The sequence below is a fragment of the Kitasatospora sp. NPDC043949 genome, from assembly GCF_056435365.1.
In genome coordinates, this window is the sequence record NZ_JBWKEQ010000012.1 from 167,254 (window position 1) to 184,799 (window position 17,546).

At 72.7% G+C, this 17,546-nt stretch carries 14 protein-coding genes; 2 read left to right on the forward strand and 12 right to left on the reverse strand.

What is annotated here, in order from left to right:
• Positions 1 to 250: 250 nt before the first annotated feature.
• The 12 genes from AC07AL_RS13275 to AC07AL_RS13330 all read right to left on the reverse strand — a co-directional run bounded on the left by AC07AL_RS13275 (position 251) and on the right by AC07AL_RS13330 (position 16,285).
• The gene (locus AC07AL_RS13275) at positions 251 to 655 is read right to left on the reverse strand and encodes a hypothetical protein (protein ID WP_363581528.1); all 405 of its coding nucleotides are present in this window, start codon (positions 653 to 655) and stop codon (positions 251 to 253) included.
• A complete protein-coding gene (locus tag AC07AL_RS13280; RefSeq protein ID WP_478317428.1) occupies positions 645 to 1,076 on the reverse strand; it encodes a hypothetical protein in 432 nt (143 codons plus the stop codon). The genes AC07AL_RS13275 and AC07AL_RS13280 overlap by 11 nt, the downstream gene beginning before the upstream one ends.
• Positions 1,077 to 1,352: 276 nt before the next feature.
• Positions 1,353 to 3,161 carry a sensor histidine kinase gene (locus tag AC07AL_RS13285; protein WP_478317429.1) on the reverse strand — a complete coding sequence of 603 codons (1,809 nt, stop codon included), beginning with the start codon at positions 3,159 to 3,161 and terminating at the stop codon, positions 1,353 to 1,355.
• Between the two features lie 116 nt (positions 3,162 to 3,277).
• Positions 3,278 to 6,799, reverse strand: a complete 3,522-nt coding sequence (gene cydD, locus AC07AL_RS13290) for a thiol reductant ABC exporter subunit CydD (RefSeq protein WP_478317430.1) — start codon at positions 6,797 to 6,799, stop codon at positions 3,278 to 3,280.
• Between the two features lie 4 nt (positions 6,800 to 6,803).
• Positions 6,804 to 7,829 (reverse strand): cytochrome d ubiquinol oxidase subunit II, encoded by a 1,026-nt coding sequence (gene cydB / locus AC07AL_RS13295; RefSeq protein WP_363581534.1) that lies wholly within the window; start codon positions 7,827 to 7,829, stop codon positions 6,804 to 6,806.
• 19 nt (positions 7,830 to 7,848) lie between these two features.
• On the reverse strand, positions 7,849 to 9,393 hold the full coding sequence (locus AC07AL_RS13300) for a cytochrome ubiquinol oxidase subunit I (protein WP_363581536.1): 1,545 nt from the start codon (positions 9,391 to 9,393) through the stop codon (positions 7,849 to 7,851).
• Between the two features lie 455 nt (positions 9,394 to 9,848).
• Complete coding sequence (locus tag AC07AL_RS13305; RefSeq protein ID WP_363581538.1) at positions 9,849 to 11,213, reverse strand: EF-hand domain-containing protein; 1,365 nt, start codon at positions 11,211 to 11,213, stop codon at positions 9,849 to 9,851.
• A 28-nt stretch (positions 11,214 to 11,241) separates the two neighbouring features.
• Positions 11,242 to 11,820 (reverse strand): Uma2 family endonuclease, encoded by a 579-nt coding sequence (locus AC07AL_RS13310; RefSeq protein ID WP_363581540.1) that lies wholly within the window; start codon positions 11,818 to 11,820, stop codon positions 11,242 to 11,244.
• A 207-nt stretch (positions 11,821 to 12,027) separates the two neighbouring features.
• Complete coding sequence (locus tag AC07AL_RS13315; protein ID WP_363628040.1) at positions 12,028 to 12,990, reverse strand: LAETG motif-containing sortase-dependent surface protein; 963 nt, start codon at positions 12,988 to 12,990, stop codon at positions 12,028 to 12,030.
• A 174-nt stretch (positions 12,991 to 13,164) separates the two neighbouring features.
• Positions 13,165 to 14,775 carry a sensor histidine kinase gene (locus tag AC07AL_RS13320; RefSeq protein ID WP_363628039.1) on the reverse strand — a complete coding sequence of 537 codons (1,611 nt, stop codon included), beginning with the start codon at positions 14,773 to 14,775 and terminating at the stop codon, positions 13,165 to 13,167.
• Between the two features lie 12 nt (positions 14,776 to 14,787).
• Positions 14,788 to 15,576, reverse strand: coding sequence for a response regulator transcription factor (locus AC07AL_RS13325; protein WP_400327343.1), 789 nt, complete (start codon positions 15,574 to 15,576; stop codon positions 14,788 to 14,790).
• 235 nt (positions 15,577 to 15,811) lie between these two features.
• Positions 15,812 to 16,285, reverse strand: coding sequence for a carboxymuconolactone decarboxylase family protein (locus AC07AL_RS13330; protein WP_363581546.1), 474 nt, complete (start codon positions 16,283 to 16,285; stop codon positions 15,812 to 15,814).
• Between the two features lie 142 nt (positions 16,286 to 16,427).
• On the opposite strand from AC07AL_RS13330, the gene AC07AL_RS13335 reads away from it, so the two are divergent.
• Both AC07AL_RS13335 and AC07AL_RS13340 read left to right on the forward strand, forming a co-directional pair.
• Positions 16,428 to 17,396 (forward strand): RNA polymerase sigma-70 factor, encoded by a 969-nt coding sequence (locus tag AC07AL_RS13335; RefSeq protein ID WP_478317431.1) that lies wholly within the window; start codon positions 16,428 to 16,430, stop codon positions 17,394 to 17,396.
• A partial coding sequence (locus AC07AL_RS13340) for a transposase domain-containing protein (protein WP_478317432.1) occupies positions 17,359 to 17,546 on the forward strand: 188 nt, incomplete at its 3' end. The genes AC07AL_RS13335 and AC07AL_RS13340, both read left to right, overlap by 38 nt.

Sequence of the window (17,546 nt, forward strand, 5' to 3'; positions counted from 1 at the left end):
GGCCGCGTCCGCTGCGGCCGCTCCGGCAGTGCAGATCCTGTCCGGCCCGGAGGTTCCGCCGGAAGGGAGGTCGAGGGCGGGTCGGGATTGTCGACTCATCGGTTCGACGAGGTTTAGCGACTGGTCAGCACGGGCGCGGCGGAGGGGAAAGGGGGTGGTCGGAGGCCGGTGACGTTCTTCTCCAGGTGGCGACTCGGGGTGTTGCCGGAAACCTGCGCTTCACCGGAACTGCACGTGGGCCCCGGCCGCCTCACAGCGGCCAGCGGCCGTCCCGACCGCCCCGCCGCAACTCCTGCCCCACCCACTGGAGTCCGGACAGGAAGCCCTCGGCGCCGGCCTGGCACTGGTCGCGCCGCAGGTAGCCGCGGGCGCTGCGTGCCACCGGCGCGGGCTCGACCGCCGCCCGCCGGGTGCTGCGTGCCGGCAGGTAGGCGGACCACACCCACTGCCGGCCCTCGGACTGGGCCACCGAACATCGAAGGGCCGCCCGCTCGATCAGCAACACCCGGACCGCCTCGGCGAGTTCCTCCTCGCTGCGGTAGGTGCGCACGCCCACGCCGAGCGGCCGCCCGTTGGCGGCGCGCAGCGCCCAGCCCAGGCAGCGTTCGGGTGCGGGGACGATCAGCAGACGGGGGCCGCGCCCCTCAGCGGCCATCGGGGCGTCTCAACGAGACGGTGTTCCGGGGAAGTTCACGGCCCGGAAGATCACGAACCGGCCGCTCCCTGGCAGGCCGCTCACGAACGGACTGGTCGCGAACGGACTGGTCGCGAACGGGCCGGTCACGCGCGGGCCGGTCACGCGCGGGCAGCTCCCGCACGGGCAGATCCCGCGCGGGCTGTTTGGCCAGCAGCACGACGAAGCGCCGGAAGGCGTTCTGGCAGGTCGCGTACCGCTCGTACGCGCGGCTGGAGCGCACCTCGGGCAGGCTGCGCGACCCGGGGACGACCCAGATCCAGCCGATGCCGTCCCGGACGTGGGTGATCCGCGCGGTGAGTTCGGCGGCCCCGACGCGTAATCCGTCGAAGCCGCGCTCGGCCTCGCCGGGCGTCTCGAACATGGCGGCGGTGATGGCCACCACCCGGCCGTTCGGCGCCTTCAGCTGCCAGCGGTACCGCCCGTCCGGGGCGCGCTCCGTCCTGAACCCGCCTCGACTTGCCCCTGCTGCGGTGTTCCCGCGGCCAGACGCGTCCACTGCTCCCCCCGTCCGGTTACCCCTCCGAGACCGGTGCAAAGCTATGTGTGCACACGGACCCACGGAAAGCCCAGAACGTTCACAACTTGCGGTGTTGGTCGGGAAGTTCTCCCTCGTTTAACTTTCACCGGCCAACCGCCGAGGAGGATCGGGCCGGGCTCAGAGCCGGGCCGTCCAGCGGACCATGGTGCCCTTCCCGTACGGTCCGGTCTCGTGCCAGGCGGCGCCGCCGAGCGCCTCGGCCCGCCGGGTCAGGTTGAGCAGGCCGCTGCGGCGCCCGCCCGCCGGGATGCCGACGCCGTCATCGGTCACCGTCAGCAGCACGCCCGGGCGCCCGCCCCGGTCCAGCGACTCCGGGTCGCCGCTCACCGGCCGGCCGGTGTCGTCCAGGTGGGCGGTCGCGTCGATCTCGACGCCGACCCGGGAGGCCCGCGCGTGCCGGGCCGTGTTGGAGAGCATCTCCCTGAGCGCGGCGAGCAGTTGACGGCCATTCTTCTCCTCGACCAGGCTCTCCACCGGCCCGACGAAGCTCACCGAGGGTTTGAAGCCGAGCGCCGCCGCGGCCTGGCTGGCCTCCCGCAGCACCCGGGTGCGCAGGGTGTCCGGCGCGTCGCCGTGGTTGTCGTGCTGGAGGGCGTAGATGGTGGTGCGGACCTCCTGGATGGTGGCGTCCAGCTCGTCCACCGCCTTGCCGATGCCGACCTTCACCTCGGGCACCACGGACCGCCGGGCCGCGCTCTCCAGCATCATCCCGGTGGCGAACAGCCGCTGGATCACCAGGTCGTGCAGGTCGCGGGCGATCCGGTCGCGGTCCTGGAAGACGGCCAGGCGCTGCTGGTCGCGCTGGCCCTCGGCGAGCCGCAGGGCCAGCGCGGCCTGCGAGGCGAAGGTCTCGGCGAGCTGCTTCTCGGTGTCGGTGAACGGCAGGGCGCCGCGCGGGCGCCAGACGCAGAGGCCGCCGAGCACCCGCCCGGCGGCGACCATCGGGACGGCCATCGACGGGCCGAAGGCGCGGGCGAGCCGGATCTCCACGGTCGGGTCGCTGGACATGTCGTCCAGGTGGACGCTCTCCCCGGCGAGCAGCCGGGCCGCGAAGCTCTCCCTGGGCAGCAGCTCGCCCCGGACGAACTCGGCGGCCTCGCCGGAGGCGTGGGCGACCCGCATCTGCCCGTCACCGTCCTCCGTCGGTTCGGTCGGGAGCAGGATCATGCCGAGCGCGGCGTCCGCCAGCTCCCGGACCTGCTCGGCCGCGACGGTGAGCGCGGTCTCGGCCTGGTCGGTGGAGAGCAGCGCCGTGGTGACGGCGGAGGCGCCGGCGATCCAGCGTTCCCGGCGCCGCCCCTCCTCGTACAGCCGGGAGTTCTCGATGGCGACGCCGGCCGCCGCGGCGAGCGCGTGCACCACCTGTTCGTCCTCGGGGGTGAAGGCGCCGCCGCCCTTCTTCTCGGTGAGGTAGAGGTTGCCGAAGACCTCGTCGCGGACCCGGATCGGCTCGCCGAGGAAGGTCTTCATCTCCGGGTGGTGCGGCGGGAATCCGGAGGAGCGCGGGTCGGCGCCGAGGTCGGCGAGCCGCAGCGGCTCGGGGCGGTCGATCAGCGCGCCGAGGATGCCGCGGCCGGCGGGCAGGTCGCCGATCTCGGCGGCGGTCTCGTCGTCGACGCCGACGTGGATGAAGTCGGCCAGGCCGGTGCGGCCGGGGGCGATCACGCCGAGGGCCGCGTACCGGGCGTCGACGAGTTCGGCGGCGCCGGTGGCGATCCGGTGCAGGGTGGCGTGCAGGTCGAGCCCGGCGCCGATGGAGACCACCGCCTCCAGCAGCCGCTGCATCCGGTCGGTGACCGCGGCGGCCGACTGCAGGCGCTCCGCGACCTCGGTGACCAGGGTGTCCAGCCCGAGCGAGGCGATCTCCGGCACCCGATGGGGTGTCGGCTCGGGCGCGGCGGCGGAGGGCTCTGGCGTGGGGTCCATGCAGAAAGCCTAGTTTGTACGCTTTTCATCCGAAGGACGGCGCGACTCGGGAACCGCGCCCTGCCCGGGCCCGACGAGCGGCCCCGACCAGGCTGAACGGGCGGCCCCGACCGGGTCTAACGGGCGGCCCCGACAGGTTCCAGCAGCCCGTCCGCCTCCCGCTCCCGCCGCCACATGGTGTGCAGCCGCCCGTCCCGGTCCGCGATCAGCTCCGACCAGCGGCCGCGCTCGGCGACCCGGCCGCCGTCCAGCACCAGCACCTCGTCGACGGTGGTGTCGTCCAGTCCGGCCAGCCGGTGGGTGATCAGCACGGTGGTGCGGCCCTCGGTGGCGGCCAGCAGGTCGGTGGTGAGCGCGTCGGCGGTGGGCAGGTCGAGGTGTTCGGCGGGCTCGTCCAGGACGAGCACCGGGAAGTCGGCGAGCAGGGCCCGGGCCAGTGCGAGCCGCTGCCGCTGGCCGCCGGAGAGCCGGGCGCCGTGCTCGCCGACCATGGTGTCCAGGCCGTCGGGCAGGGTCAGCGTCCAGTCCAGCAGCCGGGCGGCGGCGAGCGCGGCGCGCAGGTCGTCCTCGGTGGCGCCCGGCCGGGCCAGCCGCAGGTTCTCCCGCAGCGAGCTGTCGAAGACGTGGGCGTCCTGGGCGCACAGTCCGATCACCCGGCGGACGTCCTCGCCCGCGAGCGCGCGGCTGTCCACAGCCTGTGGACGGCCGTCGGCGAAGGTGACGCCGCCCGCGCTCGGCTCCAGGAACCGCAGCAGCGCCTGGGCCAGGGTGGTCTTGCCGGAGCCGGACGGGCCGACCACGGCGATCCGGCGGCCGGCCGCGAGGTCGAGGTCGACGCCGGTGAGCGCGTCCACGGCCTGCCCGGGGTGCCGGACGGTCAGTCCGCGCACGGCGACCGGCAGCGGCTGTTCGGGCAGCGCGGCGGGCGCGGCCGGCTCCGGGACGGCGGCCTCGGCCTCCAGCACCTCGTCCAGCCGGGCCCGCGCGGCCCGGCTGCGCTGGCGCGCCTGGACGGCCAGCGGCATCCCGGTGACGGCCTCGAACGCGGCCAGCGGGGTGAGCACGACCACGGCCAGGCAGACCGGCGCCAGCGCGCCGCCGTGCACCCCCTGGACGCCGACGGCCGCCGCGGCGGTCACGGTCAGCCCGGTGAGCAGCGCGATCAGCCCGGTGCCGAGCGCGGTGGTGGCCGCCGAGCGGGCGGCCAGCCGGGTGAGCGCGGCATCGGCGCCGTGGACGGCCGCGAGCCGGCCGGGCAGCGCGCCGGCCACGGTGAGTTCGGCGGTGCCGGTGAAGGCGTCGACGACGGTGGTGGCGAGCCGCCCGCGCTCCGGGGCCTGCCGCCGTTCGGCACCGGCCGACCAGCGGGCGGCCAGGGCGGGCACCACCGCGCCCGCGAGCAGCAGCCCGACCCCGAGCACGACCCCGGCGGCGGGCAGGAAGGCGCCCATCGCCGCCGCCGCGGCCAGCGAGACCACGCCCGCCACGGCGGCCGGCAGCCGCCAGCGCAGGTGGTGGTCCTGGATCGCGTCGACGTCGGCGACCAGCCGGGAGAGCAGGTCGCCGCGCCGGAAGGCGGGCAGCCCGGCCGGGGCGAGCGCGGTGAGCCGCCGGTAGACGGCGGCCCGCAGGGTGCCGAGGGTGCGCAGCACGGCGTCGTGCGAGACCAGCCGCTCGGCGTAGCGGAAGACGCTGCGGCCGATGCCGAAGGCCCGTACCGAGGTGACGGCCATCATCAGGTAGAGCACCGGCGGCATCTCGGAGGCCCGGGAGATCAGGTAGCCGGAGGTGGCCATCAGCGCGACGGCGCAGCCGAGGGCGAGCGCGCCGAGCAGGACGGACAGCGCCAGCCTCGGGGTGGCGGCGGCTTCGGGCTCGTCCTGTGCCGTGGCGGGGGCGGGTGTCGGCCGCCCGCTGTGCGCGGGCCGCTCGACCGGAGCGGAGGCCGCAGCGGAGGACGTAGCCGCGGCCGGGCCGGCGGCCGGGGCGGGCGCCCCCGCCAGCCGGACCCGGTGGTCGGCGACGGCCAGCAGCGCCGGCCGGTGGGCGACGATCAGCACGGTGCGTGCCGGGTCTTCGGCGAGCGTCCGGACGGCGTCCACGACGGCGGCCTCGGAGGCGCCGTCCAGGTTGGCGGTCGGCTCGTCGAGGAGGACCAGCGGCCGGTCGTCGGCGAGCAGGACCCGGGCGAGCGCGAGCCGCTGGCGCTGCCCGGCGGAGAGCCCGGCGCCGTCCTCGCCGAGCGGGGCGTCCAGCCTGGTCACGAAGTCGAGCGCGTGCGCGGCCCCCAGCGCCGTCCACAGCTGCTCGTCGGTGGCCTCCGGGCGGTAGAGCCGCAGGTTGTCGGCGACCGTCCCGGCGAACAGGTGCGGGTGCTGCGGCACCCAGGCGATCTGCCGCCGCCAGCTCGCCGGTTCCAGTGCGGCCAGGTCGTGGGTCCGCCCGTCGGCGGTGATCCGGACGGTGCCGGCGTCCGGGGCGACGAGGCCGAGCAGGACGGCGAGCAGGGTGGACTTGCCGGCCCCGCTCGGGCCGGTGAGGGTGGTGGTGGTGCCCGGGCGCAGGGTCAGCGCGGCGCCGTCCAGCGCGGGCTCGGTCCGCCCGGGGTGGCGTACGACCAGGTCGGAGACGGCGACGACGGCCCCGGTGAGGGCGGGTGCGGGCACCGTGCCGGCGGCGGGCAGCGGGGTCTCCAGCACCTGGAAGATCTCGTCGGCGGCGGTCAGGCCCTCCACGCTGGAGTGGTAGAGCGCGCCGACCTGGCGGATCGGGAAGTACACCTCGGGGGCGAGGATCAGGATCAGCAACCCGGTCTCCAGGTCGAGCGTGCCGTCCACCAGCCGGAAGCCGACGGTGACCGCGACCAGCGCGACCGACAGGGTGGAGAGCAGCTCCAGCGCGAAGGAGGAGATGAAGGCGATCCGCAGGGTGCGCAGGGTGGCGCGGCGGTAGTCGGCGGTGATCCGGGCGATGGTGGCGGCCTGGGCGCGGGCCCGGTTGAACACCTTGAGGGTGGGCAGTCCGGCCACCACGTCGAGGAAGTGGTGCGAGAGCCGGGCCAGGGTGCTCCACTGCCGGTCCATCCGGCTCTGGGTGGCCATCCCGATCAGCACCATGAACAGCGGGATCAGCGGGAGCGTCCCGGCGATGATCGCGGCCGAGGTGAAGTCGGCGCCGACGATCCGCAGCAGCACGATCACCGGGACGACGACGGCGAGCGCCAGCTGCGGCAGGTAGCGGGCGAAGTAGTCGTCCAGCGCGTCGACGCCGCGGGTGGCGAGGGTGGTGAGTTCGCCGGTGCGCCGGCCCGCCAGGTAGGCCGGGCCGAGCGCGGTGGCGTGGTCGAGCAGCCGGCGCCGCAGGGTGGACTTCACCCGGGCGACGGACCGGTGCGCGGTGAGTTCGGTGAGCCAGCCGACCAGCCCGCGCCCGACGGCCGTCAGGGCGAGCAGCAGCAGCGGCGTGGTCAGTTCGCCGAGGGTCGCCTGGCGCTGGAAGGCGCGGACGACGATCTCGGCGATCAGACTCGCCTGGGCGACCACCAGGGCCGCGCCCGCCCCGCCGAGGAGCACGGATCCGGCGAGGAAGGCACGGGTGGTGCGGGCGTACCCGAGGAGTCGGGGGTCGACCGGCTTCACGGCGTCAGGCCTGGTCGAGCGCGGCGGCCGGGTCGTGCCCGGGGATGTGCTGGACGCCGATGCGCTTGCGGAACACCCAGTACGTCCAGCCCTGGTAGAGCAGCACGAGCGGGGTGAACACCGCGGCCACGATGGTCATCAGCTTCAGCGTGTACGGCGAGGAGGCCGCGTTGGCGACGGTCAGGCTCCAGCCGTCGTTCAGGGTGGAGGGCATGACGTCCGGGAAGAGCGCCAGGAAGAGCATCGCGACGGCGGCCACGATGGTCGCCCCGGAGAGGATGAACGCCCAGCCCTCGCGGCCGAGTTGGTTGGCCGCCAGCGCTCCGACCAGCGCCAGCACCGCGATGACCAGGGCGGCCAGGCTGCGGCCGTTGCCGTTGTCGGCCTGCGTCCAGAGCAGGAAGGCCAGCGCCAGCACCGCCGCCACCACGCCCACCCGCAGGGCGGTGGCCCGCGCCCGGTCGCGGATGTCGCCGACCGTCTTGAGCGCCGCGAACACCGCGCCGTGGAAGGTGAACAGGCTGAGCGTCACCAGGCCGCCGAGGATGGCGTACGGGTTGAGCAGGTCCCAGAAGGTGCCGACGTAGTTCTTCTGCGCGTCGATGTCGACGCCGCGCACGATGTTGGCGAAGGCCACGCCCCACAGGAAGGCCGGGAGCAGCGAGGTCCAGAAGATGGCCTCCTCCCAGTTGCGCTGCCAGCGCGCGTCGTCGCGCTTGGCCCGGTACTCGAAGGCCACGCCGCGCACGATGAGGCAGACCAGGATGATCAGCAGCGGGATGTAGAAGCCGCTGAACAGGGTCGCGTACCAGTCCGGGAAGGCCGCGAAGGTGGCGCCGCCGGCGGTCAGCAGCCAGACCTCGTTGCCGTCCCAGACCGGGCCGATGGTGTTGATCAGGACGCGCCGTTCGGCGGTGTTGCGGGCGAGCGGCTTGGTGAGGATGCCGATCCCGAAGTCGAAGCCCTCCAGGAAGAAGTAGCCGATCCACAGGACCGCGATCAGTACGAACCAGACGTCGTGGAGTTGCATGTCAGATCCCCTGTGGTCCTCAGTAGGCGAAGGCGAGAGGCTTGTCGGCGTCGTCGTCCGAGGACGGTCCGCGCAGGGTCGGGTCCTTGGCGGGGGGCTGCTCGGTCACCACCGGGCCGGCCTTGGCGTACTTCACCAGCAGCCGCACCTCGACGACGGCGAGGATCGCGTACAGCAGGGTGAAGGTGGTGAGGGCGCCGATCTGGGTGCCGACGCTCACGTTGGGGGAGACCGCGTTCGCCGTGGTCATCAGGCCGAAGACGGCCCACGGCTGGCGGCCCATCTCGGTGAAGATCCAGCCGAAGCTGTTGGCGATCAGCGGGAAGCCCATGGTCAGGATGCCGATCCGCCAGCTCCACTTGGTGAGGAACGGACCCATCTCCCGTCCCGGGGTGAGCATCAGCCGGGGCACCTCGGTCTCGCCGGTGCGGAACTCGGGGCGCAGGAACTTCTTGCGCCGGGTGGTCCAGAGCCCGATCAGGCCGGCCACGAAGGAGGTCATCCCGAAACCGATCATGAGGCGGAAGCCCCAGTAGGTGACGAAGATGCTCGGGATGTAGTCCTTGGGGTCGCCGCCGTACTTGGCGGCCTCGGCGGCCGCGGTGTCGTTGATGCCGGGGACGGAGGAGTTGAAGTCGCTGTGGGCGAGGAAGGAGAGTATCCCGGGGATCTCCAGCTCGACCGAGTTGTGGCCCTTGCTGACGTCGCCGACCGCGAAGATCGAGAACGGCGCGGGCGACTGGGTGTCCCACAGGGCCTCGGCGGCGGCCATCTTCATCGGCTGCTGCTCGAACATGACCTTGGCGAGCGAGTCGCCGCTGAGCGCGGTGCCGGCGCCGAAGACCACGGCGAGGACCAGGCCGAGCCGCAGCGAAGTGCGCATCACGGCGGTCTTCTTGGGGTCGGCGCTCTCCGGCTTGCGCTTGGCCTTCCAAAGGTGGAAGGAGGCGATGCCGACCATGAAGGCCGCGCCGGTGAGGAAGGCGGCGGTCAGGGTGTGCGCCACCACGGTGAGGGTGGTGTTCTGGAACAGCACCTTGGCGATGTCGGTGAGCTGGGCCTTGCCGGTGGCCGGGTCGATCGAGTAGCCGACCGGGTGCTGCATCCAGGAGTTGGCCGCCAGGATGAAGTAGGCGGAGAGCACGGTGCCCAGGGCGACCATCCACATGCAGGCGCAGTGGATCTTCTTCGGCAGCTTGTCCCAGCCGAAGATCCACAGGCCGATGAAGGTGGACTCGAAGAAGAAGGCGATCAGCGCCTCCATCGCGAGCGGGGCGCCGAAGACGTCGCCGACGAAACGGGAGTAGTCGGACCAGTTCATGCCGAACTGGAATTCCTGGACGATGCCGGTGACCACGCCCATCGCGATGTTGATCAGGAAGAGCTTCCCCCAGAACTTGGTGGCGTGGAAGTACTTCTCCTTGTTCGTCCTCACCCAGGCGGTCTCCAGCCCGGCCACGATGGCGGCGAGGCTGATGGTGAGCGGGACGAAGAGGAAGTGGTAAACGGTGGTGATGCCGAATTGCCATCGCGCGATGGTCTCGTGAGCGATTGCCAGCTCCACGTCGCCCTCTCTCCAACCGACCGGCCCTGTTGAAGGGCATGTTTCGGACAAACTTCATCTATAGCTGTAGACCGCTGCCCAACCACGCAAGCTTGTCCGCTTGTGAACGTGAACACGTTCACAAGGAGCAGTATCCATCATCCTTACGAAGGAATCGCAGGCGGGGTGTGGTTGACACCTTCGGAACGGTGTGTAGCCGTACGTAGCGGGGCGTGGCCGTGTGTGGCCGTGCGGCGGCGGTGCAGTGGTGAACGCAGTGGCGGTGGGGACAGTCTGCGGAGCCGTCCACGGCCCTGACAACGAACGGCCGGGCAGCCGGCGGAGCGGTCTTGGCCGATCCGTCGCTTGACACGACGGCGCCCACGCCGTCGCGGACGGCGTGGGCGCCTGAAGGGACCAGCGGCCCCTGGTCCTGTCCTCGTTTCTCCGCTACGCCCTTCGGCTACGTCCGGCCATTACGCCCGGCCGAGGAGCTGGGTGCCCGGGGTGGAGTCGGCGCGGGCGGTGAAGAACTCGGTGAAACCGTGCAGGAACTCCTCCACGGTGATCCGGCCGTCCCCATCCACGTCCAACTGGCGGAACCCGTGCGAGAGTTCGGCCGGATGGACGCGCGGTCCACCGAACACCGCCCGGTACTCGTCCGCCTCCAGGAAGCCGCTGCCGTCGGTGTCGGCGGCGGTGAACACGGCCCGCAGCGCGGGCAGCAGCCCCTGCTCCAGATAGGCCGGATCCCGGTCGCAGCCCGCGACGGTGGCCGCCACGAACTCCTCCCGGCTCACCTTGCCGTCGCCGTTCGCGTCCATCGCCGCGCGCAGCTGCTCCCACCAGCCGTCGAAGGCCTGATACACCCGCGCCTCGGCGGCCTCGTCCAACTCCAGCTGCCAGCACACGTTGTGCGCCATCGCCCGCAGGTCGTGGACGGTGAGGAAGCCGTCGCCGGTCTGGTCCAGCACCTCGCGGAAGAACCGGTCCACCCGGGACCCGCGCGCGTCCCGGCGCGGCGGACGCCACCGGGACGGGGCACCGCCCTGCCCCGGGGAGCGGTAGCGCAGCCGGTCCGACAGCAGCGGGACGACCGCGCCGGCGCCCCGGTGCAGCAGCCAGGACAGCAGCGCGGCCCGCCGCGTCCGCACCAGCCCGAACCGCTCCCGCACCGCCGGCGGCAGATCCGCCACCGTCAGCGCCGTGATCGCCCGCGCCACCACCGCCCGCAGCACCCGCCACCCGGCGTCGCCGAGGAACCACAGCCGCCGCGGCCGCGGCGCCCCGCGCAGCATGTCCTCCAGCAGGTAGCGGGCCGCCTCGGTGAGCTCCAGCCGTTCGCGCGCCGCCCGGGCGAAGTACGCGGGCAACTCGGCCGCACTGCGGGGAAGTTCACCCTCAGGCAGCCCGAAGGCCGCCACCGACCCGGTGAACTCCTGGTACGCCGCCTCCAGTTGACCGGCGTCGTACGGATCCCCGCCCAGCCGCCGCATCGCGACCACGCACTCGAACAGCGTCAGCAGCACCCACGCCCGGGTCGCCGCGTCCTCGGCGTCGTACGCCCGCCCGTCCGGCGCCGTCCCACGGATCCGCTTGTGCGCCCGGTCCAGCCGCGCGACCTCCCTCCGCAGCGCCTCCCCGTCCTGGTAGAACAGCCGCCGCCCGCTCCCCAGCGTGTGCTCCACCCGCCGCCACGGATGCGCCTGGTACGTCGAGTGCTCGGCCATCCCGGCCCCCACCACCGGATCCGCCGCCTGCAGCACCAGCAGCCGCCACGCGACCAGCGCGATCCGCCACTCGGACAGGTCCCGCCGGAACGACACGCCGGGATCAACCACGGGATCAACCACGGGATCAACCACGGGATCAGCCACGGCGCTCACCGGTGACCTCCGGCCCGATCACGAACCCCTTGGCGGGGCCCTCGGGGATCACGGCCTCCTCGCCGTACGGGATCCGGGTCGAGGACGCGTACGCACGGCGTTCGGGGTCGGGGCGGGAAAGTACGGTCACGGTACCGCCGTGACCGTAGTCATCGATGACCACGTACACCGGAATGTCCGCGGAAGCGTAGGCGCGCGGCTTGAATTCCTGGTCACGGCGTTCGTAGCAGTCGGGCCACACGACCTCGGCGACAAGGGGGATCCCGGACGCCAGAAGCCCCACACCCTCCGGGTGTTCGATCGCCTTCGTGTCGTCCGGTGCCACGGCGAAGTCAGGTTTCATCGCCTTCAAACCGGCGATCACATAACGGCCCTGCGTCGCCGTGTACCCCGTCCCGCGCAGGTGCTTCGTCAGCGCCTTCCTGAGGCCACCTCCCACCGCCGCATGGCGGAGGTCACCGATGACCGAGATGGTGATGCTGTCATCTCCGATCTCTGCGCGCGCGATCTTCGGGACGGCCATGGCCTTCCAGGCCTTCCATAACCTCTGATCAGGGTCCATAGCGATCTCCCGGTGCGTGAGTGAGCACCTGGACCGTCGCACAGGACCGGGGGGCCGGTCGGGTGAACGGCGGGGGTTCACCCGATCGGGGCGTTTCGGGGCCGGGAAACGCGAAACCGCAGGGCGGGCCGGGAGGGGGCCTGCCCTGCGGTTCGGGGGTGCTGTGGGGTTCGCGCCCTCCTCCCGAGCGGGCGCGAACCGGGTGGATCAGGAGGAGGAGCGGGCCGGCTTGCGGCGGGAGACGTAGAGGGCCGCGGCACCCAGGCTGAGGGCCAGGCCGGAACCCAGCGCCAGGTACGGGGTGGCCGGGTTGGAACCGGTCTCGGCGAGCTCGGTGGTCGAACCGGTGGTCGCCTTGGCCGGGGCGGCGGTCGTCGACCTGGCCTGGCTGCTCGCGGTGGTCGCCTTGGTGCCGGCGCCGGCGCCGTTGGTGGTGGTGGTCGCGGTGGTGTCCGAGACCGGGGTGACGGCGGCGGACTGCTGGGCCGGCTGCTCCGCCGGGGCCGGGGCGGGCTGCTCGACCGGCTTCTCGCTCGGCTTGTCGGCGGGCTTGTCGGCCGGCTTGTCGACCGGCTTCTCGGCGGCGGCCTTGGCCTCGGCGAGGGCCTTGTCCGCGGTGGCCTGGGCGGCGGCCGCGGTCTTGGTGGCCTCCTGCAGCACGCCGAGCTTGCGCATCGCCGCGACCTTGGCGTCGTCCAGCGCCGTGCCGGCGGCGGTCACGGCGGCCTTGGCCTTGGTGTCCGCGTCGGTGGCGGCGTTGGCGGCGTCGAACGCCGCCAGCATCCGCACCCTGGCCGCTTCCAGTTCCTCCGGCTTCGCGGAGCGGTACGCGGCCGAGGCCTCCACGGCTTCGTTGTAGGTCTTCTCGTGGGCCGCGGCGGCCGTCTTGGCGGCGGCCTGGGCCTCCTGGAGCTTGCCGAGGTAGGGCTGCGGGTTGTTCATGAAGGCCGTGGTCTCGGCCTGCCCGGCGGCCTCGGCGGCGACGGCGGCCTGGTGGGCCTTGGCCGCGGTGGCGGCGGCCTTCTCCAGCTCCGCGATCGAGCCGGTGTCGTTCCGGGTCTGCGCCGTCGAAGCCGACTCCGCGAAGGCGGGTGCCGCGGAGAGCATGGCTGCGGGCGAGATCACGGCGGCGACGAGGGCGGCCGAGACCAGCGTACGGCGGAGTTTCACAATGACCCCTTTCGGGTCGGAAAGAAAGCAAAAGCCGTGTGCCGGGCTGTTCTTGACGACCCGACGGCGTTGATCATAGGCACACGGATTCTTTACGCTCCATGCCGCATTCCGGCAATGAAATCGGCCCGCCATTGCTTGGTCAGCAAGGGAATTGACGTGTCGACAATGCCGTCAGGAAGTCCGGTCACCGTTGGTGGGCAGTTCGACCCGGAACGTGGCGCCGGCGCCGGGGGCGGTGTCCAGGGTGAGGGTGCCGCCGTGCGCGTGGGTGAGCGCGGTGGCGATGGCGAGGCCGAGTCCGGCGCCGCCGCCGCCGTGCCGGCTGCGGGAGGCGTCGACCCGGTAGAAGCGGTCGAAGACCCGCTGGGCCTGGCCGTCGGTGAGCCCCGGCCCGGCGTCGGCGACCTCCAGCAGGCAGACGCCGCCCGCGCCGCCGACCCCGATCCGCACGGGGGTGCCGGGCGGGGTGTGCTTGACCGCGTTGCCGACCAGGTTGGTGACCACCTGGCGCAGCCGGGCCTCGTCGCCGAGGACGGGGGCCGCGCCGGGGGCGCCGGTGCCGGACGGGCCGGTGAGGGAGACGGGCCGGGTCGGGTCGAGGGCGGTGAGGTCGTGCAGCGCGTCCGCGGCGAGGGTGCGCAGGTCCATCGGGGCGAGGTCGAGCGGGCGTTCCTCGTCGAGCCGGGCGAGCACCAGCAGGTCCTCGACCAGGGCTCCCATCCGGACGGCCTCGCTCTCGATCCGGGTCATGGTCCGCTTGACGTCCCCGTCGGTGGGCAGCGCGCCCATCCGGTAGAGCTCGGTGAAGCCGCGGATCCCGGCGAGCGGGGTGCGCAGTTCGTGCGAGGCGTCGGCGACGAACCTCCGCATCCGGGCCTCGGATTCGGCGCGGGCGGCGAAGGCGGCCTCGATCTGGGTGAGCATGCCGTTGAGCGCGATGGAGAGCCGCCCGACCTCGGTGCCGGGGGAGAGTTCCGGCATCCGGTGGGAGAGTTCGCCGTCGGCGATCCGGGCGGCGCCGGCCTCGATCCGGCGCAGTGGCCGCAGCCCGGCCCGGACGGCGAAGAAGCCGAGCGCGGCGATCAGCAGCAGGACGGCGCCGCCGATCGCGAGGAAGGAGCTGCGCAGCTTGCCGACGGTGGCGTCGATGTCCGCGCGGGAGACGGCCACCATGACGTAGGTCGCGGTGACGGCGGGCGAGGCGTAGTCGCTGGGGCTGGCGGCGGCCGGGGCCCGGGGGGTCTGGATCGGCAGCACGAGCACCCGCCAGTTGTAGTGGCCGCGCTGGTCGGGCAGGTCGAAGGGGACGTCGGGCTCGGTGCGGGTCGGGTCGAGGCCGGCGAGTTGGGGCGCCGGGTCGCTGTCGGAGACGGGCTGGCGCATGACGGCCTGCACCTTGCCGTCCGAGGAGAGGTACTGGACCAGGTACTGGCTGGGCAGGGTGCTGCGTTTGCCGGTGACGGCGGGGCGCCCGGCCTCCGGGGTGCCGACCCGTACCGGGCCCTTGTGGGACAGCGGCAGCCCGTACCGCTGGAGCTGCTCGTCGAGTTGATCGACCAGCTGCACCCGGACGGTGCCGAGCACGACGGCGTCGCTGACCGCCAGCCCGGTGGTGACCAGCACCAGCGCGAGCACCAGCAGCCGGGCGCGCAGGGACAGCCGGGACAGCCCGGTCAGCCTCGACAGCCGGGAGAACAGCCGGGAGAACGGCCGCCGGAGCAGGGGCAGCCGGGAGAGCCGCCGCCGGAACACCGACAGCCGGGTGGAGAGCCGGGCGGGCACGGAGCGGACCGGTCAGCCCTGCGGGGGGCGGCGCAGCGCGTAGCCGATGCCGCGCACGGTGTGGATCAGCTTGGGGCCGTGGGCCGGGCCGGAGTCGAGCTTGCGGCGCAGGTAGGAGATGTACGACTCGACGATGGAGAGGTCGCCGCCGAAGTCGTAGGCCCAGACGTGGTCGAGGATCTGCGCCTTGGAGACCACCCGGCCGACGTTGGCCATCAGGTAGTGCAGCAGCTTGAACTCGGTCGGGGAGAGCGCGACGGGGGTGCCGGCCCGGGTGACCTCGTGGGCGACCGGGTCGAGGCTGAGGTCGGCGACGATGAGCCGGCCGTCCTCGGCGGGCCCGCCGGAGCGGCGCAGGATGGCGCGGATCCGGGCGATCAGCTCCTCCAGGCTGAACGGCTTGGTGACGTAGTCGTCGGCGCCCGCGGCGAGGCCCTGGACCTTGTCGCCGACGCCGTCCTTGGCGGTGAGGAAGAGCACCGGGAGGTGGTCGCCGGGGTGGCCGTGCACGGGCCCGGCGATCTGGCCGCGGTTGGTCCGCTCGCGCAGCTTCTCGACGACGGTGAAGCCGTCGAGGTCCGGGAGCATCACGTCGAGGACGACGAGGTCGGGGCGTTCGACGGCTATCAGGTCGAGGGCCTCGGTGCCGCTGGCGGCGGAGGCGACCCGGAAACCGGAGAAGCGCAGCGAGGCGGCGAGCAGCTCGCGGATGTTGGGTTCGTCGTCGACGACGAGGAGGAAGGCCTCGCCAGGGCCGCCGGCCACCGTGGACCCGCCTGGTGTGGTGACTGTGCCTTGCACGGGGCTTTCGCCTCCTGGTCGGACGATGGCATTCGGCATGAGGCTAGCCCCCGGAGGCTATGCGGCATCGATGAATGTTGGATTAACACCTTATCGGTCGGTTTTTTAAGCACAAGGCCCCCAGCGCAGGCTGGGTGGTATGCGCACGGACGGTAACGCCCCGGAAGCACCGACGGCCGGGAACCCGACGCCCGCGGCCGGGGAGACCACTCCCCGACCGCGGAAGGGGCTCCGGTCAGGCGTGCTGACCGGGCCGGTAGCCGCCGGCGGGCATCCGGGTGATGACGTTGCCGCGGTTGAAGGCGTTGATGATCGCGATGAGGGACACCAGGGCCGCGAGCTGCTCCTCGTCGTAGTGCTGCGCGGCGTTCGCCCAGGCCTCGTCCGTGACCCCGCCGGCCGCGTCGGCCAGGCGGGTGCCCTGCTCCGCCAGCTCCAGGGCGGCGCGCTCGGCGTCGGTGAACACCGTCGCCTCCCGCCAGGCCGCGACCAGGTTGAGGCGGGTCGCCTCCTCCCCGCCGTGCACGGCGTCCTTGAAGTGCATGTCGACGCAGAAGCCGCAGCCGTTGATCTGGCTGGCGCGCAGCTTCACCAACTCCTGCGTCGCGAACGGCAGAGTCGACTCCACGATCACCTTGTTGGCCGCGATGAGGTGCTTGAGGAACTTGGACATGGTCTGGCTGGCGAAGGGGTTCAGGCGGGCTTCCATCGTGTGCTCCCTTGTCGTTGTCCGCTGGTGCCCTCTGAGACAGGGCACCCCGGCGGGCCGTGACAGGTACGGATGTGATCTGCGTCACTGCCACCTGGGCACCGTTGGATACCCTGCTCGGCGAACCGAGGGAGGGGTTCCAGTGCCGGAATCAGCCATCACCACGGACGCGACCGGATACCGGCCGCTGCTGTTCTCCATCGCCTACGGGATGACGGGCTCCGTGGGCGACGCCGAGGACATCGTCCAGGACGCCTTCCTCGGTCTGACCCGGGCCGACCAGGCCGGGACCACGATCACCAACCTCAAGGCGTACCTGACCACGTCGGTGACCAGGCTGGGCATCAACCACCTGACGTCGGCCCGGGTCCGCCGGGAGACGTACGTGGGCGAGTGGCTGCCCGAGCCCGTCGTGGTCACCGCCGACCGCCCGGGGCCGGCCGAACACGCCGAGCTGGCCGACGCGTTGTCGATGGCGTTCCTCGTCCTGCTGGAGGCCCTCTCCCCGACCGAGCGGGCGGTGTTCATGCTCCGCGAGGCCTTCGGGTACGGCTACCCGGAGATCGCCGACGCCGTCGGCAAGTCCGAGGCCAACTGCCGCCAGATCCTCACCCGCGCCCGCAAGCGCCTCGCCCCCTCCGCCCAGGCCGTCGACACCCGGGCGCGCAAGGCGGAGGCCGACGAACTCGCCCGCAGGTTCTTCGAAGCCACCGAAGGCGGCGACCTGGACGCCCTGCTCCGACTCCTCTCCCCCGACGTCGTCTTCCACGGCGACGGCGGCGGCAAGGCCCGCGCCCTCGGCAAGGCCCTCACCGGCCTGCGCCGCGTCGCCCAGCTCCTCATAGGCGGCCTCCGCCGCAACCGCAAACTCGGCGTCACGCTGACGCCCGCCACCGTCAACGGCCGCCCGGGCGCCGTCCTCCACGACGCCGCCGGCCGCGTCGCCAGCGTCCTCGAACTCGACATCGCCGACGGCACCATCCAGGCCGTCCACGCCGTCTCCAACCCCGACAAGCTCACCCACCTAGGCCCAATGCCGGTGACTTTGTGGTCGGTGTCTCGTTGGTTGTGGTGTGGCGAGGGTGGGGCAGGTCAAGACGCCTGCGAGTGAGCGGATATCGGACCGGATCGCGATCGGGGTACTGACCCGGGCGTTCCCGCCGGGACTGGTCGATGAGGTGATCGCCGAGACCGGGCGGGGTGAGAAACGCAGTCGTCTGCTGCCGGCGCGGGTGGTTGTGTACTTCGTGCTGGCGATGTG

Coding starts and splice junctions, on each gene's coding strand:
- AC07AL_RS13330 (WP_363581546.1), bottom strand. CDS start 16,285: ATGGAAGCCCGCCTGAACCCCTTCGCCAGCCAGACCATGTCCAAGTTC.
- AC07AL_RS13275 (WP_363581528.1), bottom strand. CDS start 655: ATGGCCGCTGAGGGGCGCGGCCCCCGTCTGCTGATCGTCCCCGCACCC.
- cydB (WP_363581534.1), bottom strand. CDS start 7,829: ATGCAACTCCACGACGTCTGGTTCGTACTGATCGCGGTCCTGTGGATC.
- AC07AL_RS13310 (WP_363581540.1), bottom strand. CDS start 11,820: ATGGACCCTGATCAGAGGTTATGGAAGGCCTGGAAGGCCATGGCCGTC.
- AC07AL_RS13285 (WP_478317429.1), bottom strand. CDS start 3,161: ATGGACCCCACGCCAGAGCCCTCCGCCGCCGCGCCCGAGCCGACACCC.